General features: G+C 60.8%; 20 protein-coding genes. 9 read left to right on the forward strand and 11 right to left on the reverse strand.

The window, feature by feature from the left end; all coding sequences use genetic code 11:
- Window positions 1-24 precede the first annotated feature (24 nt).
- Window positions 25-336 (reverse strand): Mpo1-like protein, encoded by a 312-nt coding sequence (locus ACOYXI_RS26855; RefSeq protein WP_003222750.1) that lies wholly within the window; start codon window positions 334-336, stop codon window positions 25-27.
- A gap of 164 nt (window positions 337-500) precedes the next feature.
- Here ACOYXI_RS26855 and ACOYXI_RS26860 point away from each other — a divergent pair, with 164 nt between their 5' ends.
- A complete protein-coding gene (locus ACOYXI_RS26860; RefSeq protein ID WP_218568261.1) occupies window positions 501-1,556 on the forward strand; it encodes an AraC family transcriptional regulator in 1,056 nt (351 codons plus the stop codon).
- On the opposite strand, the gene ACOYXI_RS26865 is transcribed toward ACOYXI_RS26860, so the two are convergent.
- Window positions 1,513-2,967 carry a TrkH family potassium uptake protein gene (locus ACOYXI_RS26865; RefSeq protein ID WP_135295191.1) on the reverse strand — a complete coding sequence of 485 codons (1,455 nt, stop codon included), beginning with the start codon at window positions 2,965-2,967 and terminating at the stop codon, window positions 1,513-1,515. The two genes, ACOYXI_RS26860 and ACOYXI_RS26865, sit on opposite strands and share 44 nt — an antisense overlap.
- A gap of 121 nt (window positions 2,968-3,088) precedes the next feature.
- On the opposite strand from ACOYXI_RS26865, the gene ACOYXI_RS26870 reads away from it, so the two are divergent.
- Window positions 3,089-3,655, forward strand: coding sequence for a nitroreductase family protein (locus ACOYXI_RS26870; RefSeq protein ID WP_098967781.1), 567 nt, complete (start codon window positions 3,089-3,091; stop codon window positions 3,653-3,655).
- Between the two features lie 963 nt (window positions 3,656-4,618).
- Here the strand turns inward: ACOYXI_RS26870 and ACOYXI_RS26875 are convergent.
- The 6 genes from ACOYXI_RS26875 to ACOYXI_RS26900 form a co-directional block, all read right to left on the reverse strand.
- A complete protein-coding gene (locus ACOYXI_RS26875; RefSeq protein WP_098967782.1) occupies window positions 4,619-5,959 on the reverse strand; it encodes a sensor histidine kinase in 1,341 nt (446 codons plus the stop codon).
- A 181-nt stretch (window positions 5,960-6,140) separates the two neighbouring features.
- Window positions 6,141-6,590, reverse strand: coding sequence for a Spy/CpxP family protein refolding chaperone (locus ACOYXI_RS26880; protein ID WP_047600020.1), 450 nt, complete (start codon window positions 6,588-6,590; stop codon window positions 6,141-6,143).
- A gap of 199 nt (window positions 6,591-6,789) precedes the next feature.
- Window positions 6,790-7,467, reverse strand: a complete 678-nt coding sequence (locus tag ACOYXI_RS26885; RefSeq protein ID WP_007966021.1) for a response regulator transcription factor — start codon at window positions 7,465-7,467, stop codon at window positions 6,790-6,792.
- A gap of 7 nt (window positions 7,468-7,474) precedes the next feature.
- Window positions 7,475-7,885, reverse strand: a complete 411-nt coding sequence (locus tag ACOYXI_RS26890; RefSeq protein ID WP_247267734.1) for a translation initiation factor 2 — start codon at window positions 7,883-7,885, stop codon at window positions 7,475-7,477.
- 297 nt (window positions 7,886-8,182) lie between these two features.
- Entirely contained in the window at window positions 8,183-8,482 is a 300-nt protein-coding gene (locus tag ACOYXI_RS26895; RefSeq protein WP_007966019.1) for a YciI family protein, read from the reverse strand.
- 1 nt (window position 8,483) lies between these two features.
- Window positions 8,484-9,080 carry a septation protein A gene (locus tag ACOYXI_RS26900; protein WP_027613975.1) on the reverse strand — a complete coding sequence of 199 codons (597 nt, stop codon included), beginning with the start codon at window positions 9,078-9,080 and terminating at the stop codon, window positions 8,484-8,486.
- An 87-nt stretch (window positions 9,081-9,167) separates the two neighbouring features.
- Between ACOYXI_RS26900 and ACOYXI_RS26905 the strand changes: the two genes are divergently transcribed.
- The 6 genes from ACOYXI_RS26905 (at window position 9,168) to rluB (ending at window position 14,179) form a co-directional block, all read left to right on the forward strand.
- On the forward strand, window positions 9,168-10,031 hold the full coding sequence (locus ACOYXI_RS26905) for a PHP domain-containing protein (protein ID WP_027613974.1): 864 nt from the start codon (window positions 9,168-9,170) through the stop codon (window positions 10,029-10,031).
- A gap of 13 nt (window positions 10,032-10,044) precedes the next feature.
- Entirely contained in the window at window positions 10,045-10,674 is a 630-nt protein-coding gene (locus ACOYXI_RS26910) for an L-threonylcarbamoyladenylate synthase (RefSeq protein WP_007966016.1), read from the forward strand.
- Window positions 10,675-10,797: 123 nt separating this feature from the next.
- Window positions 10,798-11,496: a segregation and condensation protein A gene (locus ACOYXI_RS26915; protein WP_171061841.1), complete on the forward strand. Its 699-nt coding sequence runs from the start codon at window positions 10,798-10,800 to the stop codon at window positions 11,494-11,496.
- Window positions 11,497-11,507: 11 nt separating this feature from the next.
- Entirely contained in the window at window positions 11,508-12,485 is a 978-nt protein-coding gene (gene scpB / locus ACOYXI_RS26920; protein ID WP_461675487.1) for an SMC-Scp complex subunit ScpB, read from the forward strand.
- Between the two features lie 145 nt (window positions 12,486-12,630).
- Window positions 12,631-12,822, forward strand: coding sequence for a DUF1289 domain-containing protein (locus tag ACOYXI_RS26925; protein WP_047292462.1), 192 nt, complete (start codon window positions 12,631-12,633; stop codon window positions 12,820-12,822).
- A 142-nt stretch (window positions 12,823-12,964) separates the two neighbouring features.
- Window positions 12,965-14,179: a 23S rRNA pseudouridine(2605) synthase RluB gene (gene rluB / locus ACOYXI_RS26930; protein ID WP_135295197.1), complete on the forward strand. Its 1,215-nt coding sequence runs from the start codon at window positions 12,965-12,967 to the stop codon at window positions 14,177-14,179.
- A gap of 198 nt (window positions 14,180-14,377) precedes the next feature.
- On the opposite strand, the gene ACOYXI_RS26935 is transcribed toward rluB, so the two are convergent.
- Together ACOYXI_RS26935 and ACOYXI_RS26940 are read right to left on the reverse strand one after the other, a co-directional pair.
- Window positions 14,378-15,343: a M29 family metallopeptidase gene (locus ACOYXI_RS26935; RefSeq protein ID WP_461675488.1), complete on the reverse strand. Its 966-nt coding sequence runs from the start codon at window positions 15,341-15,343 to the stop codon at window positions 14,378-14,380.
- Window positions 15,344-15,414: 71 nt separating this feature from the next.
- Window positions 15,415-15,552, reverse strand: coding sequence for a hypothetical protein (locus tag ACOYXI_RS26940; protein ID WP_003222780.1), 138 nt, complete (start codon window positions 15,550-15,552; stop codon window positions 15,415-15,417).
- 893 nt (window positions 15,553-16,445) lie between these two features.
- On the opposite strand from ACOYXI_RS26940, the gene ACOYXI_RS26945 reads away from it, so the two are divergent.
- Window positions 16,446-17,867: an amino acid permease gene (locus ACOYXI_RS26945; protein WP_027613968.1), complete on the forward strand. Its 1,422-nt coding sequence runs from the start codon at window positions 16,446-16,448 to the stop codon at window positions 17,865-17,867.
- A 54-nt stretch (window positions 17,868-17,921) separates the two neighbouring features.
- Here ACOYXI_RS26945 and ACOYXI_RS26950 read toward each other — a convergent pair whose 3' ends face one another.
- Window positions 17,922-19,271, reverse strand: coding sequence for a serine hydroxymethyltransferase (locus tag ACOYXI_RS26950; RefSeq protein WP_461675489.1), 1,350 nt, complete (start codon window positions 19,269-19,271; stop codon window positions 17,922-17,924).
- Between the last annotated feature and the right edge of the window lie 296 nt (window positions 19,272-19,567).

Below are 19,567 nucleotides of genomic sequence, written 5' to 3' on the forward strand. Positions count from 1 at the left end.
GCAAGCCTCCAGGTGTATCGGGGTTCAGAACGCCACGCGGCCGAGGATCATGTCGCGGTACATGACGAAATCGCCGAGCAGGCTGTACAGCGGATGCTGGAAAGTCGCCGGGCGGTTCTTTTCAAAGAAGAAGTGGCCGACCCAGGCAAAGCTGTAACCGGCCAGCGGCAGGGCCAGCAACAGCAGCCAAGCGCCTTTGGCGATGGTCATGGCCAGAATGAAAATCACCAGCGTGGTGCCGATGAAATGCAATCGTCGGCAGGTACTGTTGGCGTGTTCGCTGAGGTAATACGGGTAGAACTCGGCGAAAGTGTTGAATTGCTTGATGTTTTCCACGACTGCGATCTCTGTGGTTATTGTTCTGACGGCAAGTTGTTCGGCGGGTAGCTTATTTGAGTCTAGAGTGAACACTGGCATCAGCCAGTGACAATGGGCGCCACTTTAGTATCCTTCGCAAATCGGGTCGTAACATGCGATCCATCATGTAAAAGAATAACGCCATGAGCGAACGAACGACTTCTGCAAGCTGGGCGATGGGGATTGTCAAAGCATTGGAGATGGACGGCCTGGATTGCCGGGTACTGTTCAAGCAACTGGGGCTCGATTACGCGGCCCTGGATGATCCGGATGCGCGCTTCCCGCAAGATTCCATGACCCGCCTCTGGCAACGGGCGGTCGAGCTGTCCGGCAACCCGGCGATCGGCCTGAACATGGGCAAGGTGGTACGCCCGGCGTCGTTCCACGTTGCCGGCTATGCCTTGATGTCGAGCAACACCCTGGCCGAAGGCTTTCAACGGCTGGTGCGTTATCAGCGGATCATCGCCGAGAGCGCCGACCTGAGTTTTCGTCTGCTCGAAGAAGGCTATGCGCTGATTCTGACGGTGCATGGCGATCACCTGCCGCCAACCCGGCAGAGCGCCGAAGCCTCGCTGGCCTGTGCGCTTGGCCTGTGCGGCTGGTTGACCGGACGCACCCTGCACCCGGTCAAAGTGCTGTTTCAGGGTGACGAACCCGCAGACCTGCAACCCTACCGACAAGCCTTCCACGCGCCGCTGATGTTCAACGCGCCGTACGATGCGCTGATTTTCGAACGCGCCGACATGGAAGCACCGCTGCCCACCGCCAACGAAGCCATGGCGCTGCTGCACGACCGGTTTGCCGGGGAATACCTGGCGCGATTCTCTGAAAGCCGCGTGACCCACAAGGCGCGCCAGGTGTTATGCCGTTTACTGCCTCAGGGCGAACCCAAGCGCGATACCGTGGCGCAGACCCTGCATCTGTCGCAGCGCACCTTGCAGCGCCGGTTGCAGGAGGAGGGCACCAGTTTTCAGCAGTTGCTCGACGACACCCGCCGCGAACTGGCCGAGCAGTATCTGGCGCAGCCGAACATGACCTTGCTGGAGATTGCCTATCTGCTGGGGTTTGCCGATCCGAGCAACTTCTTCCGCGCGTTTCGCCGCTGGTTCGACACCACGCCCGGCGATTACCGGGCGCGGCTGTTGCAGGCGCCGGTCAGTGACGCCAAAAGGCCGGAATACACAGCACAAACACCGTAATGATCTCCAGTCGGCCGAGCAGCATGCCGAATGACAGAATCCACTTCGCGGCATCCGGCAAGGTGGCAAAGTTGCCCGCCGGGCCGATGGTCTCGCCCAGGCCCGGGCCGACGCCGGACACGGTGCTGGCAGCGCCGGTCAACGCGGTCATCCAGTCGACGCCGAGCAGCGACAGCAGCAGGGCGATCACGCAGATGGTGATGGCGAAGAAGAACGAAAAGGTCAGGATCGAACGCACGATCTCTTCGTCGAGACGGTGACCGTTGTACTTCTGCTTGATCACCGCGCGCGGGTGAATCAGCTGGTTAAGGTTGGCCTTGAGCAGGATGTAGGCGACCTGGAAACGGAAGATCTTGATCCCGCCCGCCGTCGAGCCGGAGCAGCCGCCGACAAAGCCCAGATAGAAAAACAGCATCAGCGAGAAATTGCCCCACAGGCTGTAGTCGCCGAGGGCAAAACCGGTGGTGGTGACCACCGACGTTACGTTCAGCGCCACGTGCCGCAGCGCTTCCAGCCAGTGCAGCTTGGTGGTCCACCAATACCAGGTGCCGAGCACCAGCCAGGTCACCAGCAACATGCCGAGCAAACCCTGCACTTGCTGATCCTTGATCAGCGCACGACGGTTGCCGCGCATGGTCGCCACGTACAGCGTGAACGGCAGGCTGCCGAGAATCATCACGACCACCGCGACCCAGTGCACCGCCGGTTGCGTCCACTTCGCCAGGGACTGGTCGGAGGTCGAGAAACCGCCGGTGGAAATCGCCGACATCGCGTGGTTGATCGCATCGAATGGGCTCATCCCGGCCCACCAGAACGCCAGGCTGCCGAGGATGGTGATGCCGACGTAGGCCGCCACAATCAGGCGCGCCACCATGTGCGAGCGCGGCATGACCTTTTCCGAGCGGTCGGACGATTCGGTCTGGAACAGGCGCATGCCACCGATGCGCAGCAACGGCAGAATCGCCACCGCCATGCCGATGAAGCCGATACCGCCGAGCCAGTGCAGCAGCGAGCGCCACATCAGGATCCCCGGGGACATGGTGTCGAGCCCGCTGAGCACGGTCGAGCCGGTGGCGGTGATGCCGGACATGCTTTCGAAGAACGAATCGGTGTAGCTGATGTGCTGGGTCAGCAAAAACGGCAGCGCGGCGAAAATGCACACCACCAGCCAACTGCTGACGGTCAGCAGGTACATGTCGCGCGGGCGCAGGTGAATGTGCTCGGGGCGGCCGGGGATCACCAGTGCGAGGCCGGCGACGAAGGTGATCATGCTCGCCCAGAGGAACGACGGCAGATCGCCGGTGCGCTCGAAAATCACCAGGGTGGCCATGGGCACAACCATGGCGATGGCCAGGGTGATCAGGAAGATGCCGATGATGAAACCAATAATCCGTAAGGTCGGCAACGCCATGAAGTCCGCTCGGGCTGATGTAGGAAGGGCGCCATTCTACCCGTGGGGCAGGGCATGTAAACCGGCACCCTGTTGCCGGATACCGCTAGAATAGCCGCACATTTTTCTCAGGAGGTGGCCGATGCAGGCTCTCGACGCTTTGCTCAACCGTGTTTCCGTTCCACGCCTGGTCGAACCGGCCCCTACCGCCGAGCAGCGCGAAGCCCTGTTTGGCGCAGCCCTGCGCGCACCGGATCACGGCCACTTGCAGCCGTACCGTTTCCTCACCGTCGAAGGCGCGGCACGTGAGCAAATGGGCGAGTTGCTGGCCGAAGCGGCGCAGATGCAGGAAGGCGAAGTCACTGAAGCGATGATCGACAAGGCGCGCAACGGCCCGCTGCGGGCGCCGCTGGTGGTCGTGGTGATCGCGAAACTGCAGGATCACGTCAAGTATCCGAAGGCCGAGCAGTTGCTGGCGGCGGGGTGTGCGGCTCACGGGATTCTGCTGGCGGCGTACGCGCAGGGGATTGGTGCGGTGTGGCGTACCGGTGATCTGGCGTATTCGGCGCACGTGGCCAAGGGGCTGGGCCTGGCTGAAGACGAACAAGTGATTGCCTTTCTGTACCTCGGCACGCCGCAGAAAGAGCCGCGTGTGGCGGAGAAGGTCGATCTGGCCGAGTTCGTCAGCGCCTGGCCTTCCAAGGCCTGAACATCAAAAGCCCCTCACCCTAACCCTCTCCCGGAGGGAGAGGGGATTGATTGGGGAATGCGCCAGGGATGCGCCGAGCGGAGCGATCTTCACTGAATCCATATCGACACGGTTTGTCAGGTCGATGCAATTCGCATAACACCTCGGTCGGCTCCCTCTCCCCAAGGGAGAGTGGACTGATTGGGGTATGCGCCAGGGATGCGCCGAGCGGAGCGATCTTCACTGAATCCATATCGACACGGTTTGCCAGGTCGATGCACTTCGCACAACACCTCGGTCGGCTCCCTCTCCCGGAGGGAGAGGGGATTGATTGGGGAATGCGCCAGGGATGCGCCGAGCGGAGCGATCTTCACTGAATCCATATCGACACGGTTTGCCAGGTCGATGCACTTCGCATAACACCTCGGTCGGCTCCCTCTCCCCAAGGGAGAGGGGATTGATTGGCATGCTCCAGGGATGCGCCGGGCGGAGCGATCTTCACTGAATCCATATCGACACGGTTTGCCAGGTCGATACACTTCGCATAACACCTCGGTCGGCTCCCTCTCCCCAAGGGAGAGGGGATTGATTGGCATGCTCCAGGGATGCGCCGGGCGGAGCGATCTTCACTGAATCCATAATCGACACGGTTTGCCAGGTCGATGCACTTCGCATAACACCTCGGTCGGCTCCCTCTCCTCAAGGGAGAGGGGATTGATTGGCATGCGCCAGGGATGCGCCGAGCGGAGCGATCTTCACTGAATCCATATCGACACGGTTTGCCAGGTCGATGCACTTCGCATAACACCTCGGTCGGCTCCCTCTCCCCAAGGGAGAGGGGATTGATTGGCATGCTCCAGGGATGCGCCGGGCGGAGCGATCTTCACTGAATCCATATCGACACGGTTTGCCAGGTCGATGCACTTCGTATAACACCTCGGTCGGCTCCCTCTCCCTCCGGGAGAGGGCTGGGGTGAGGGGCTTTTAAGGCTGGACAATTGCCCCTGGCACCAACGGCAATTCCAGGCTGGCGACAAACCCGCCCTCAGGATGATTGGCCAGCAGCAGACTCCCGCCATGCCGCTCCGCCGCGCGCTTGGCAATCGCCAGGCCCAGACCATGCCCGGCCGCCGTCTGCCCCGGCGCCCGGTAGAACGGCTCGCCCAACTGGCTCAGATGCTCGGCCTGCACGCCCGGCCCGTGGTCGCGCACACTCACCACAATTCGTTCGCCCTGACGTGTGGCCTGCAATTCGATTGCCTGCCCCACCGGGTTGAAGCGTTGGGCGTTGCGCAAAAGGTTATCGACGGCGCGCTCGATCATGGTCGGCCAGCCGGTCAGCGTCAGGTGTGGTTCGGCATCCAGGCGCACGGTCTGCTCCGGCGAGCCAAGTTGCGCGTCTTTCTGCAAGGTGCCGAGCAGGGCGTTCAGGTCTACCGCTTCGGCACTGGCGTTGTCGGCATCGACCCGTGCCAGCACCAGAATCTCGCTGATCAGTGCTTCCAGCCGATCACATTCGCGGGTCAGGCGTGGCCAGAGCTTTTCCCGTTCTTCCGGGTTGGCCCGTTCCGCCAGTGCCAGCGCAATCCGCAGTCGCGCCAAAGGTGAGCGCAGTTCGTGGGACACATCGCGCAGCAACTGGCGCTGACTGCCGATCAGGCTTTGCAGGCGCGCGCCCATGCGGTTGAAGTCGTTGGCCAGCACGCCGAATTCATCGCGACGGTTGGCCAGTTTCGCCAGGCTGTTCTGCTGATAGGTGGTCTGCCCCAGATCATGCACCGCACCGCGTAAACGACTGAGCGGGCGGGTGATGGAGAAGGTCACCAGCAGGCTGAACAGGGTCAGCACCACCAGCGCAATGCCCAGCGCACTCAGCGGCCAGAGCAGGCTTTCGCGGTGCCAGGCGTCGAGCTCCGGGTGCGGGATGCGGAAGATGAACAGATAGGTGTCGCCGGTTTTTTCGCTGGTGAATTCGTCGGTCAGGCGCCGCCAGGGCAGGCGTCGGTCATCGTTGTTCTGCCGGGCTTCGAAGGCGGCGGCGCGACGCGGGAAGGTGCCACGCACCACCGGGTCGCCGCTTTCGTTCAGCACCTGCACATCGATGTGATATTGGCGTTTGCGCTGTTCGAGGATGTCCTGCGCGGCGTCTTCGCCCTGGGCTTCGTAGGTTTGCGTCCATTCGGCGGCCAGGGTGTTGAGGCCGGGATGGCGGCTGAGGATCCACGCGTCCTGGTTGAGCATGTGCCCGAGCAGAATCGACAGCCCCGCCACCAGAGCAATGGCCAGCCAGAAGCTCGCGAGAATACGCCAGAACAATGAACGCACAGAAAATCCTCAATCAAACAAAAAACTCAACAATGTGGGAGCGGGCTTGCTCGCGAATGCGGTGTGTCAGTCAACATTACTTTGTCTGATACACCGCATTCGCGAGCAAGCCCGCTCCCACATTTGGATTGAGTGGCAACAGAACCGACGACGCTTAGCCGTCGGATCCGAGGTTATCGCATTATTGCGCTTTTTGCGGTTGTTGCGCTTTCCACGCTTTGAACTCGGCCCATTCGGCGCGGCGTTCAGCCTGTTTCTTCTGGATCTCGTCGAATTTCTTCTGTTGATCCGGTTTCAGCAGGTTGCGTACGTCAGCTTCGGCTTTCTTGTGGTTGGCGGCCATCTCGTCTTTCATGGCTTTCTGGTCAGCCGGCGAGAGTTTTTCCAGGTACTTCTCGACTACCTGGCGACGCTCATGCATCTGCTCGCCCATGATCTTGCGGATCTGATCACGTTGTTCACGGGACAGGTCGAGTTGGCTGTACGGGCCTTTGCCGTGCTCGCCGTGCATCTGACCGCCGTGGCGTGGGCCGTCGAGCGGGCCACCCATCGGGCCACCATCCTGTGGCATGGCCATGGCGACGGTTGGCAGAGCGGCAGCGAACATCAGAGCGATAAGAGTCTTGCGCATGGTGTATCTCCTTGTCTCGTTCCCGGTACGTTCCGGATGAGTTCAGATTACGGAGATCAAGGTCAGCGGCGGTCAGCGCTGCGTAAAGCTTGGGTAAAGACGCTTCGTACCCTGCCTGACAAATATCACTGGCACTGCGCCTGTGGCGAGGGAGCAAGCTCCCTCGCCACATATAGCATTCAGGCAGGTATTTCCCGATTTACAGGCTGTAGTAGTAACCGCGGCTGCGCAGGGCGACGATTCGCGGGCGACCGTCGGGGTGGGGGCCGATCTTCTTGCGCAGGTTGCTGACGTGCATGTCGAGGCTGCGGTCGTACAGGGTCAGCTTGCGGCCGAGGGCCAGTTGCGCCAGTTCCTGCTTGTCCAGCGGTTCGCCGGGCTGCTTGAGCAGGGCTTCGAGCAAACGACTTTCGGAAACGGTGAGGGTCAGTTCTTTCTCGTCGATGCTGACCACGCCACGCACCGGGCTGAAGCTCAGGTCGCCGAGTTCGAGCTGGGTCGACACGGCAGCCGGGTGACTGCGGCGCAGCACGGCGCGCAGGCGCGCGGTGAGTTCACGCGGATCGCAGGGTTTGGCCAGGTAATCGTCGGCGCCCAGCTCCAGACCGAGAATGCGATCCAGCGGTTCGCCACGGGCCGAGAGCATCAGCACTGGCAAATCGGCGTGTTCGCTGCGCAATTGCTTGAGCAGTTCCAGACCGCTGCCGTCGGGCAGCATCACGTCCAGCACCACAGCGGCAGGCGCCGATTCGGCCAGCGCTTTGCGCGCGCTCTGGCCATCGTGGCAGGCGCGTACCTGGAAGCCTTCCTGGCTCAGCCAGCTACTCAGGAGTTCGCACAACTCCTGGTCATCATCAATCAGTAACAGCTCGCTCATGACTCACTCAATTTAGCCATTGCCGACGTTTTCGGCTTGCTCCACTGGCAAAGATACCGCACAGCAGCGCCAATAGCGCTACCCCGGCGCCGGTGACGAACCATTGCTGCTGTTCGGTCAACAGACGCGGCAATGGACTGGCCTGGGCTTCCTTGAGTTGCAGCTTCAGGCGCTGATTCTCCTGGCGCAACCGGGCGAGCAGGGCGCTTTCGCGGGTGTTGTCGGCATTTTGCAGTTGTTTGCTCAGTTCTTCCCGCTGCTGCTCGCTGGCCTTCAGGCGCTGCTGCAGTTCGGTAATCTGACTGCCGGCACTTAACGACAATGGCGTGGAGCTGCCGCTTTCGGTGGTTTCCTCACCATGGGCGGGCGCCATGATCGACAACGTGACCCACATCAGACACAACGGACCTTTGCGCATTGCGATTCCTGCTTGCAAATGGATATTGGGCAGGTTGTCGGCAGGCAAACGAGAATAATGAGCGATTGAGAGTGGGGAGAAGCGGGAAGGTTCAGTGCTTGGAGTGGGTTGAGTGTGGCGAGAGAGCTGTTGTGGTGAGGGGATTCAGCGAAACGTCGCACCGCCCCGATGGACTGCGAAGCAGACCTGAAATGGGAGCATGCGGTGTGTCAGGCACACCGCATTGGATGGCTTTGGGTTGCTGCGCAACCATCGGGGATAAATCCCCTCGCCACAGAGTCCCTCGATATTCCTTGGTTACGGCAAAACTTGCTTGAACGGCTTGACGATCACATTGGCGTACACGCCGGCGGCGATGTACGGATCGGCGTCGGCCCAGGCCTGGGCGGCGCTCAGGGAGTCGAATTCGGCGACGATCAGGCTGCCGGTGAAACCCGCAGCGCCCGGATCATTGCTGTCGACCGCCGGGTGCGGGCCGGCCAGTACGATGCGGCCTTCGCCCTTGAGCACTTGCAGGCGTTCGAGGTGGGCCGGGCGCGCGGCGAGGCGGGCTTCGAGCGAGTTGGCGACGTCGGTGGCAATGATTGCGTAAAGCATGTCAGTCCTCGGTTTTTGGCGTTGTGGTATCGGCGTCATGCAGATGGCGGGACAGGTAGATGCCCTGACCGACCAGGAACAGCACGGTCATGCCCAGGCTGCCGAACACCTTGAAGTCGACCCAGATGCTCTGGAAGGTGAACGCCACGAACAGGTTGGCAGCGCCGCAGAACAGGAAAAAGGCGATCCAGGCGATGTTCAGGCGGGTCCAGACCGGATCCGGCAGGGTCAGCGCGTGGCCCATGATGCGTTTGATCAGCAGGCGGTCACCGATGAAGTGGCTGCCGATGAAGGCCAGGGCGAACAGCCAGTTGACCACCGGGGCTTTCCATTTGAGGAAGGTCTCGCTGTGGAAGGCCAGGGTCAGGCTGCCGAACACCAGGCAGGCGATCAGGGTCAGCCATTGGCTCTTCTCCAGCTTGCGCTGTTTGATGAACAACGCGCCGTAGACCACCAGGGAGCTGATGATCAGCATCGCCGTGGCGCTGTAAATACCGCCTACAGTGACCTCGTGGCCGGCGATATCGACAACCCGTGGATCAAGTTTGTAAACGATGAAGAACAGCAGAAGCGGGATGAAATCGATGAATTGTTTCACAGTGAGAGCCAGAAGCTGGATGTGGCGGCATAATAACAAACATATGGGCGCGCGATAGCGCCAGCTGATTTGAGGTTACAACTCCCCGTGAATGTTGATTTGCACTGCCACAGCACGGCCTCCGATGGCGCCCTGGCGCCGGCGGTTCTGGTTGCGCGTGCGTTTGAAAACGGCGTGCGAGTCCTGGCGTTGACCGATCATGACACCCTTGAAGGCCTCGCCGAAGCGCGCAGCGCCGCCGAAGAACTGGGCATGCAACTGGTCAATGGTGTCGAACTGTCCTGCACCTGGGGCGGGGCGACCATCCACGTGCTGGGCTACGGTTTCGACGTCAACGCCGCGCCATTGGTCGAGGCGATCGCCAGATTACACGATGGCCGCTGGCTGCGGTCGGAGGAAATAAGCCGCAAGCTCGGCCTCAAAGGTATGCCCGGTGCCCTCGACGGTGCCCGGCAGATCCAGCAGGAGCTGGGCGACAGCGGCAACGCCCCGGCCCGCCCGCATTTTGCCGACTGGATGGTGCGTGAAGGTTTTGTAAAGGATCGCGCCGAGGCGTTTCGCAAATGGCTCGGCGCCGGCAAGCTGGGTGACGTCAAGCAGCACTGGCCGACGCTGGAAGACACCGTCGGCACCCTGCGTGCCGCCGGGGCGTGGGTCAGTCTGGCGCATCCATGGCACTACGATTTCACCCGTAGCAAGCGCCGAAAGCTGATTGCCGACTATATTCAAGCAGGCGGGCATGCAATCGAAGTGGTCAATGGCCATCAGCCCGCAGAACAGGTCGGCAGCCTGGCCATCCTTGCCCGCGAGTTCGGTCTGCTGGTCAGCGCCGGCAGTGATTTCCATGGCCCTGGAGGCTGGTCCGAGATAGGCCAGTACCGGCCGGTTCCCGAGGACCTTCCACCCCTGTGGTGTCGGTTCAAACATGACACAGATATTGCCGCCGTCTGAACAGGTAGAAAACGTGAGTCAATTTTTCCAGATCCATCCGGAAAACCCGCAAGCGCGCCTGATCAAACAGGCGGTCGAGATCATCCGCAAAGGCGGGGTGGTGATTTATCCCACGGACTCTTCCTACGCCATCGGTTGCCAGATCGGCGACAAGACCGCGATCGAGCGCGTGCGCCGTCTGCGTCAGCTCGACGAGAAGCACAACTTCGCGCTGATCTGCAGCGACCTGTCGCAACTGGGCAACTACGCCAAGATCGACACCGGCACCTTCCGCATTCTCAAGGCGCATCTGCCGGGGCCTTACACTTTTATCCTCAACGCCACCCGTGAAGTGCCGCGCCTGTTGCTGCATCCGAAGAAACGCACCATTGGCCTGCGGGTGCCGAGCCATCCGATTGCCCTGGCGTTGCTGGCAGAACTCGGCGAGCCGCTGATGAGCGTGACCCTGATCATGCCCGGCGATGAAGATCCGCTGAGCGATCCGTACGAAATGCGTCAATTGCTCGAACACCAAGTGGACCTGATCATTGACGGCGGTTTCGGCGGGATCAAGGCATCCACCGTGATTGACCTGACCGGCGACGACCCGGAAGTGATCCGCGTCGGTTGCGGCGACCCCGCGCCGTTCATGGTCGAGGCCTGAATGTCCGCAGTGGAAACCGTTGTCGATCCCCAGGCCGGCGCCCAGCAGGAACTGCCGTTTGCCATGGTCTATGGCCAGGCGGTCACGGAAATGCCGCTGGACCTGTACATCCCGCCGGATGCGCTGGAAGTGTTTCTCGAAGCCTTCGAAGGCCCTCTTGACCTGCTGCTGTACCTGATCCGCAAACAGAACATCAACATCCTCGACATCCCGGTGGCGGAAATCACCCGCCAGTACATGGGCTATGTCGAATTGATGCAGTCGGTGCGTCTGGAGCTGGCCGCCGAGTATCTGGTGATGGCGGCGATGCTGGCCGAGATCAAATCACGGATGCTCTTGCCGCGCGCCGAAACCGTCGAAGACGAAGAGGATGACCCGCGCGCCGAACTGATCCGTCGCCTGCAGGAATACGAGCGCTTCAAGGCTGCCGCCGAAGGCATCGATGGCCTGAGCCGGGTCGGTCGCGATGTGGTCGTGCCCAAGCTCGACGCCCCGGAAGCCCGGGCGCGCAAGCTGTTGCCGGATGTCGCGCTGGAAGAGATTCTGATGTCCATGGCCGAAGTGCTGCGCCGGGGCGACATGTTCGAGAGCCACCAGGTCAGTCGCGAGGCACTGTCGACCCGCGAGCGCATGAGCGATGTGCTGGAACGGCTCAAGGGCGGCGGTTTTGTACCGTTCGTCGAGCTGTTCACCGCCGAGGAAGGTCGCCTCGGCGTGGTGGTGACCTTTATGGCGATCCTTGAACTGGTCAAGGAATCCTTGGTCGAGCTGGTGCAGAATGAGCCGTTCGCCGCGATCCACGTGCGAGCCCGAGCCGAATAACGAGTCGAAACATGAACCTGACTGAACCCCGCGAGCTGGCGCCCCTGCTTGAAGCCTTTCTGTTGGCCTCGGGAAAGCCGCAATCGCTTGAACGCCTTTTCGAACTGTTCGAAGAAGGCGAGCGCCCTGAACCGCCGGTCTTCAAGAAAGCCCTGAGCCTGCTGGCCAAGTCCTGCGAAGGCCGCGCGTTCGAGCTCAAGGAAGTCGCCTCCGGCTACCGCTTGCAGATCCGCGAGAAGTTTTCACCGTGGGTCGGCCGTCTGTGGGAAGAGCGTCCGCAGCGTTACTCCCGCGCGCTGCTGGAAACCATGGCGCTGATTGCCTATCGCCAGCCGATCACCCGCGGCGAGATTGAAGACGTGCGGGGTGTGGCGGTCAATACCAACATCGTCAAGACGCTGATCGAGCGCGAGTGGATCCGCATCGTCGGTTACCGCGACGTGCCGGGCAAGCCGGCGATGTTCGCCACTACCAAGGCGTTTCTCGATCACTTCAACCTGAAGAACCTCGAAGACCTGCCACCGCTGGCTGAGCTGCGCGAGATGGAAACCGAGCCGGTCCTCGATTTTGACGACGCACCGGTACCGCAGGGTCTGCAGGAACAGGCCGACGCCAGCGCCGAGCCGGAAGAACCGAAGGAAGAAACCAGTTTCCACACGCTGTTGCTGGAGCTGGACAGCATGGAGGAGGGGATCAAGACCGACTTCGACGATCTGTTGCGCGATGCTGCGGATGGTGAAGCGTCGACGACTGAGCCGGAAGCCGAGACCGTCGAACCGGCGATTGACGTTGAACTTGAGGCCGAGCCTGAAGCCGAACCGGAAGAGGACGTGCTGGGCGTTGCCGAAGCCCGGGAAAAACTCCTGGCCGCCGTCGCCGCCCTCGAACAACCGGTGCCAGAACCTGAACCCGAGCTGAGCGAAGAAGAAGCCGAAGCCCGTGCGCTGGCGGAAGCCATCGAAGCCGAACGCCGCGAGTTCGAGGACTGACACGGTTTTCAAGATCACTGGTCAACCCCTGTGGGAGCGGGCTTGCTCGCGAATGCGGTGTGTCAGATATGCATGTATTGCCTGATACACCGCATTCGCGAGCAAGCCCGCTCCCACAGGGGCAAGTGTCGTTCTGGAGTATTCGATGAGTTCCACCAAAGACCCGTGCATCAGCCTGTGCAAGTTCAGCGACGACATCTGTCTCGGCTGTGGCCGCAGCAAGCGCGAGATCCGTGCCTGGAAGAAACTCGACAAGGACGACAAGCGCACGGTGCTGGCCGAAGCCGCGCTGCGCCTGATCAAGCTCGGTGGCGCCGGTCGGCGGAAAAAGAAATAACTGGCGATCGATCAGCTAGTCTCTGATGCGCGATGGCGCACATCCGCGTATGATTCGCGACCCTTCGGCGATCCCTTCGCCCGAAAACCAGATTTCAATGCTTCAGGCGTCGCCTGAACAGACCACACCGGGAGGTGCCCAGATGAGTGACATCAATCAGCAAGACGACCAGGAAATCGGCCCAGCAGGCGAAAAACTGCAGAAAGTCCTCGCCCGTATCGGCGTTGGCTCGCGCCGTGACGTCGAAGCCTGGATCAGCCAAGGCCGGATCAAGGTCAATGGCAAAGACGCCACCCTCGGCCTGCGCGTCGACATGCACGACGCCATCACCATCGATGGCAAGGTGATCAAGCGCGAAGAGGCTGCCGAGTCGGTACGCCGCGTGATCATGTACAACAAGCCCGATGGCGAAATCTGCACCCGTGACGACCCGGAAGGCCGTCCGACCGTGTTCGACAAACTGCCGCGTCCGAAAGAAGGCCGCTGGATCAACATCGGTCGTCTCGACATCAACACCACCGGCCTGCTGATGTTCACCACCGACGGTGAGCTGGCCAACCGCCTGATGCACCCGTCCTACGAGATGGACCGTGAGTACGCCGTGCGTGTACGCGGTGAAGTCGACGACGAAATGATCGAGCGCCTGAAAGCGGGCGTGGTGCTGGAAGACGGCCCGGCGCGTTTCACCGACATTCAACAGGCACCGGGCGGCGAAGGCTTCAACCACTGGTATCACTGCGTGGTGATGGAAGGCCGTAACCGTGAGGTTCGTCGTCTGTGGGAATCTCAAGGGCTGGTGGTTAGCCGTCTGAAGCGCGTGCGTTTCGGTCCGGTGTTCCTCAACTCTGATCTGCCGATGGGCCGCTGGCGCGAAATGAGCCAGTACGAAGTCGATGTACTGAGTGCTGAAGTCGGCCTGACGCCAGTAGCGATGCCGCAACTCAACGCCAAGAGCAAGGACAAGCTGGAACGTATGCAGCGCAAATCGTCGCGGCCGATGGCCAAGACCGAGCGCGTGCGTACCCTGCGTCCAGCCGCTGGCGCGCCGACCGGTCCGCGTCCGAGCCGTGAGCCGCAGATCGAAGGCGAGCGTCCGGGGCGCAAGCCGGCTGCACGTCCGGATGGCGAGCGCGCTCCGCGTGGTCGTACCGAGCGTGGCGAAGGTCGTGCGCCGGCCGGTCGCGGTACGCCGGTAGCGGATCGTCCTGCCGACACCAGCAACAAGCGTCCGGCCAAGCCTGCACCGAAGCGTCCGGGTATCAAGCTGGTCGACGGTGACAAGCCGTCGGGCAAGCGCCGTGGCGCACCGGCCGGTTCCGGTCAGCGTCCGGGTTTCGGGCGCAAGAAGCCGGAGTGATCGGCTTTAGCGTCTGAATGAAAAACGCCAACCGCAGGGTTGGCGTTTTTTTTCGTCTGGCGAAAGAGTTGCATTGGCTGAACCGGCCTCTTCGCGAGCAAGCTCGCTCCCACAGTGGATCTGCGTCGTACACAAATCCTACTGTGGGAGCGGGCTTGCTCGCGAAGAGGCCAGTGGCTTCAATAAAGAAAAATCAGGCTAGAACACAAACCGCCCATCAAACACCGGCTTGTCATCCAGCGCCAACACCCCGCCAGAGAAGATCAGGTCCAGGTGATGACTGCCCTTGGCCCCACCGCCCAGTCCCAGATGCAACCCACAATGCCGCTCTTCGAACCCGGCATTGCGCGCATACAGATCTTTCACCCCTTCATTGGTACCAATCCCCAATTCCTCGATGCGCCGGTTCGACGGGTTGGCGTCCAGGTATTTGTTGAAATCGTGTTCCAGTCCCGGCACATCGGTGGCGATGCGGCTGATGGTCGAGTTCTCGATCCACAGTTCCAGTGGCGACTCCAGCACGCCGTACTTGCGTGCAAACGGGATGGTGCTGAGGAACGTGCCCTTGAATTTCACATGGCCGTTGATGGCTTCGCTGTGGGTGGCGATTTCGCCGGGGGCCAGGTCGAAGTTGCCGACACCGTTGATGTCGGTCCACTTCTTGATGCTGCTCAGCGGCGTTTCAAACCAGGAGCCGTGGTCGTCCTTGAAGCTCAGCGTCGTCGCTTGGGACATGCGCTGGATCAAGTGGCTGTTGAGCCCGGCGATGCGCTGCGGGGTGACGCTGAAAGTGTCGTAGAAATAGTCGCCGTAATCCTTGAACAGCAGCGACTTCTTCCAGTTTTCCGCCATCACGCCCTGCAGGGCGCGAACGAACTCCGGGCCGTCGGGGCGCGGGTTGGGCAGGGTGGAAGAGTCGTAGAAGAAAATGTACAGATCGCTGTCGGCAATCGCCGCGGTCAGCGTTGCGGTGCTTTCCAGGTCCAGGCGTCTGGCGCTGAAGGTGAAGCGGGGATGATCGCCGGCCTGTTCGGCGATGGCGCCGGTCAAGGGTTCGTAATCGGCGGTGTGGCCGAGCAGTACCTTCGCCGAATCGAGACCGGCAAGGGCAGGGTGATGTTCGAGGTAGTAAAGGAAATGCGAGATCGCGCGGGGCTTATCCATGAGTCCTCCCTGACTGACCGTGAAGAAAGCGGCAGGCACGACCGGCCGGATCGTGCCTGCCCGGGGATGTCTTACAGAGGCCACATCGCCGTGCCGAACGGAACCACCGCGTCGGCTTGCATCATTTCCACAGCCGCCTCATGGGTCGGTGCTTCGAACCATTCGTCCAGTTGCAGTTCGGTGTCCAGGTCTTTTTCCAGTGCTTGCATGGTCGATCTCCTAGATGACTTTCACGGTTATGACTGGCCGGTCGAGTTGGCCGGCAAGACGTGAAGAACCTAGTTCAGGGTGTTTTGTAATGCAAAAAATTATTTATTTAAAATTTAAATAAACTTTTTATTCTGTTTTTAAGCGGCGGATTTCTTATTTGAAAACAAAAAACTAAGCGGCAACTTTCATTAGCAAGCTTGCTACCGTCAATTTGCAGACGTCCTACAGAATTTTCCGAAATGGAAAATCTGCGTTACGCCTCGTAACGAAAAGTTTACGAAAACCCCGGTAAAGCCCAGTGGATTTAGCCCCTTGCCGAGGCTGTAAGGAAAACCTGCCGAAGCCCGGCTGCAAAGGCGTCGCGCAGGGCTCTGGCGCGCTTGTTTCAGCGCTGTTTGCAGGGTGAGATGCGCCTCATGCCTGTCGTGCAGGTGCATAACAAGAAGGAGGCGCAATGAACGCCGTGATCGATCTCCACTTCTCTGCGCGGGACGTTTTTTTCCTCGTCCCCGTCGATGGCCTGCAAAGGCCTGACTCAATTTTTGCAGCCGCCCGAGTGTCTCGAGGCGGACCCACGCAATCCCGGCAAGCGCCACGCTGATCCAGTGGGGTCTGGCAGCAGGGGGTTAGCGGTGTACAATGCGCCGCGTTTTAACTGTGACCCTCTGCGTAATCGCGCAAATCTCAAGGTTATCCGCCTTGTTCACTCCGCCACGTCACAAGCGTGTCGGGTTCGATTTCGTCACAGATAAAAACAAACAGGTGACGCATGACCGTTGTAAAAACGCTGAATTCCTGGTGCTTGCGCTGGGGTTTGATCGGGGTTGTCTGAAATCGCAACCTTGCAGCAACGTCTACTGAACATCATCAAACCTTGCGTGGGACCTTTTTCATGAGTGGACAAAACTCGCAATCAGGCGAGCTGAAACGCGGCCTGAAAAATCGCCATATTCAACTGATCGCCCTCGGTGGCGCGATCGGTACCGGATTGTTCCTCGGCTCGGCCGGGGTCCTGAAATCCGCCGGCCCGTCGATGATCCTCGGCTACGCCATCTGCGGCTTCATCGCCTTCATGATCATGCGCCAGCTCGGCGAGATGATCGTCGAAGAGCCGGTGGCCGGTTCCTTCAGTCATTTCGCGCACAAGTACTGGGGCGGTTTTGCCGGTTTCCTGTCGGGCTGGAACTGCTGGATTCTGTACATTCTGGTGGGCATGTCGGAGCTGACTGCAGTCGGCAAATACATCCATTACTGGGCGCCGGACATCCCGACCTGGGTCACCGCCGCCGCCTTCTTCGTGCTGATCAACGCGATCAACCTGGCCAACGTCAAAGTCTTCGGGGAGGCCGAATTCTGGTTCGCGATCATCAAAGTCGTGGCGATCGTCGGCATGATTGCGCTGGGCAGCTACCTGCTGGTCAGCGGCCATGGCGGCCCGCAGGCCTCGGTCAGCAACCTGTGGTCGCACGGCGGGTTCTTCCCCAACGGCGTCAGCGGCCTGGTGATGGCCATGGCGATCATCATGTTCTCCTTCGGTGGCCTGGAAATGCTCGGTTTCACTGCAGCCGAAGCCGACAAGCCGAAAACCGTGATCCCGAAAGCGATCAACCAGGTGATCTACCGCATCCTGATTTTCTACATCGGCGCGCTGGTGATCCTGCTGTCGCTGACTCCTTGGGACAGCCTGCTGGCAACCCTCAACGCGTCCGGCGATTCGTACAGCGGCAGCCCGTTCGTGCAGGTGTTCTCGATGCTCGGTAGCAACACCGCCGCGCACATCCTCAACTTCGTGGTCCTGACCGCGGCGCTGTCGGTGTACAACAGCGGCACCTACTGCAACAGCCGCATGCTGCTGGGCATGGCCGAGCAGGGCGATGCGCCGAAAGGTCTGGCGAAGATCGACAAGCGCGGCGTGCCGGTGCGTTCGATCCTGGCGTCCGCGGCTGTCACGCTGGTGGCGGTGCTGCTCAATTACCTGATCCCGCAGCAGGCGCTGGAACTGCTGATGTCGCTGGTGGTTGCAACGCTGGTGATCAACTGGGCGATGATCAGCTTCTCGCACTTCAAGTTCCGTCAGCACATGAACAAGACGCAGCAGACACCACTGTTCAAGGCGCTGTGGTACCCGTACGGCAACTACATCTGCCTGGCGTTCGTGGTGTTCATCCTTGGCGTGATGCTGCTGATCCCGGGCATCCAGATCTCGGTGTACGCGATTCCGGTGTGGGTCGTGTTCATGTGGGTCTGCTACGTGATCAAGAACAAGCGTGGAGCGCAGCAGGCGCTGCACGCGGCGGGTTCTGCCGCGAAGTAAGCCAGACGCAGAAAGTGAGAAACCCGGCCAATGTGCCGGGTTTTTTATTGGTCGTCAGACGTATTCGGCGATGGGATGGGCTGTGCAGAACGCTTCGGTCTGCAACCGGAATTGCTCGCGCAAGGCCGGTTCCAGCAGGTAATCCTGCTCGCTGATCGGTCTCACACTGTCGAGGATCCGGCAGATCAGATCGACGATCTGGCGACATCCCCGCGGATCGATTCTGCGCTGCGCGATGGAGCCCGTGCCGATGCGCAGACCGCTGGTAATGAGTGAAGGGCGTGTCTCGCCCGGTACACGATATTTGTCCACGATAATTGCGCAACGCTCCAGCGCCGACTCGGCAATGGCGCCGGTGATGCCGCCACGCAACCGAATCAATACCGTATGGTTTTCACTGCCCCCGCCGACGACTTCGTAGTCGTGAGCCTGAAAGGCGCTGGCGAACTCGTCAGCCGTGCTACGAACCCGCCCCATGCTTCTGTCGAACTCCGTGGACTTTGCGTAAGCCAGAGCCGCCGCCTTCGCAGCGATCATGTTGACGGCAGGCGCACCCTGCATTCGCGGATAAACGGCCTGGTCGAGGGCGCGGCTGAATGTCGTCCTCAAGCCGGGCACCTTGGTGTTCGCCGCTTGACCCGAAAGGATCAGACCGCCGCGCGGGCCCATGAGTTGTTTGTGGGTGCAGGTGGTGGTGACGTGTGCGACGTCGATCGGACTGGGATGCCGCCCTGTGGCAACCAGTCCGGCGATATGCGAAATATCGGCGAGCAGGATGGCGCCGGCTTCATCGGCAATCTGGCGAAATCGTTGGAAATCGATGACCCGTGAGTACGCCGTCGCGCCGCACATGATGATGCGTGGGCGATGGGCGAGCGCCAGTTTGCGCACCTGGTCGTAATCGATGACCCCCGCTGAAGTCGTGCCGTACCGAATCGCCTTGTAGTAAATGCCGGCGAATGAGGTGGAGCTGCCATGGGTGTGATGGCCGCCGTATTTGACGCCCATTCCCAGCAGGGTATCGCCTGGTTCGAGCAGGGCGGTCAGCACGTGGTAATTGGCGTTTGATGCCGAATGCGATTGCACGCTTGCGTACTGGGCATCGAACAGTTCCTGCGCTCTGCGGATGGCAAGCGCTTCGACCAGATCGACGTTTTCGCATCCGCCGCCGTAACGTCTGCCGGGCAACCCCTCGGCCGTCACATTGACCAGTGCCGAAGCGGAGGCGGCCAGGGTCATGGGCCTGACGGCGCAAGAGGAGGAGACCAGCGACAGCACCTGGTGCTGACGGGCAACTTCCGCGTCGAGGATCCCTGCCAGTTCAGCGTCTTGCGCCCACAGATCCGCCAGGCCCCGTTGCAGCAGATCGGCCTGGTTCATGAGCGGTTCGGTATGGACTGCCATTGTCTGTATTCCTTCCCTGTGTGCAGCGCGCTGCGAACGAGCGCGACTTCCTTGGTTTTACCGGAGGGTGCGTGCGTTTCTGCCCTTGCCCGACCGGATACAGCGGATTCCTTGTTTTCGCGGCAGTGCGCGCAAACTAATCTCTGTATCGACGGCCCGTTTTCTGCTGACTGCGGTCGCTGCCGACAGCCCGGTTGCCCGACGCATCATAGGTTTTTCACGGCGGAACACCAGAAAATTAATCAGAAAAATGAACATTGTTCAAATAAAATGATTCTTTTCGCCGGGCCTCAGGG

The sequence above is a fragment of the Pseudomonas sp. G3-19 genome, assembly GCF_054855875.1.

Excerpts from the sequence above, each read along its gene's own strand:
- ACOYXI_RS26885 (WP_007966021.1), bottom strand. The coding sequence starts at position 7,467 with ATGAGCGAGCTGTTACTGATTGATGATGACCAGGAGTTGTGCGAACTC.
- ACOYXI_RS26940 (WP_003222780.1), bottom strand. The coding sequence starts at position 15,552 with ATGCAAGCACTGGAAAAAGACCTGGACACCGAACTGCAACTGGACGAA.
- ACOYXI_RS26870 (WP_098967781.1), top strand. The coding sequence starts at position 3,089 with ATGCAGGCTCTCGACGCTTTGCTCAACCGTGTTTCCGTTCCACGCCTG.
- ACOYXI_RS26890 (WP_247267734.1), bottom strand. The coding sequence starts at position 7,885 with ATGCGCAAAGGTCCGTTGTGTCTGATGTGGGTCACGTTGTCGATCATG.
- rluB (WP_135295197.1), top strand. The coding sequence starts at position 12,965 with ATGAGTGACATCAATCAGCAAGACGACCAGGAAATCGGCCCAGCAGGC.
- ACOYXI_RS26945 (WP_027613968.1), top strand. The coding sequence starts at position 16,446 with ATGAGTGGACAAAACTCGCAATCAGGCGAGCTGAAACGCGGCCTGAAA.
- ACOYXI_RS26895 (WP_007966019.1), bottom strand. The coding sequence starts at position 8,482 with ATGCTTTACGCAATCATTGCCACCGACGTCGCCAACTCGCTCGAAGCC.
- ACOYXI_RS26925 (WP_047292462.1), top strand. The coding sequence starts at position 12,631 with ATGAGTTCCACCAAAGACCCGTGCATCAGCCTGTGCAAGTTCAGCGAC.
- ACOYXI_RS26860 (WP_218568261.1), top strand. The coding sequence starts at position 501 with ATGAGCGAACGAACGACTTCTGCAAGCTGGGCGATGGGGATTGTCAAA.
- ACOYXI_RS26935 (WP_461675488.1), bottom strand. The coding sequence starts at position 15,343 with ATGGATAAGCCCCGCGCGATCTCGCATTTCCTTTACTACCTCGAACAT.
- ACOYXI_RS26950 (WP_461675489.1), bottom strand. The coding sequence starts at position 19,271 with ATGGCAGTCCATACCGAACCGCTCATGAACCAGGCCGATCTGCTGCAA.
- ACOYXI_RS26880 (WP_047600020.1), bottom strand. The coding sequence starts at position 6,590 with ATGCGCAAGACTCTTATCGCTCTGATGTTCGCTGCCGCTCTGCCAACC.
- scpB (WP_461675487.1), top strand. The coding sequence starts at position 11,508 with ATGAACCTGACTGAACCCCGCGAGCTGGCGCCCCTGCTTGAAGCCTTT.
- ACOYXI_RS26865 (WP_135295191.1), bottom strand. The coding sequence starts at position 2,967 with ATGGCGTTGCCGACCTTACGGATTATTGGTTTCATCATCGGCATCTTC.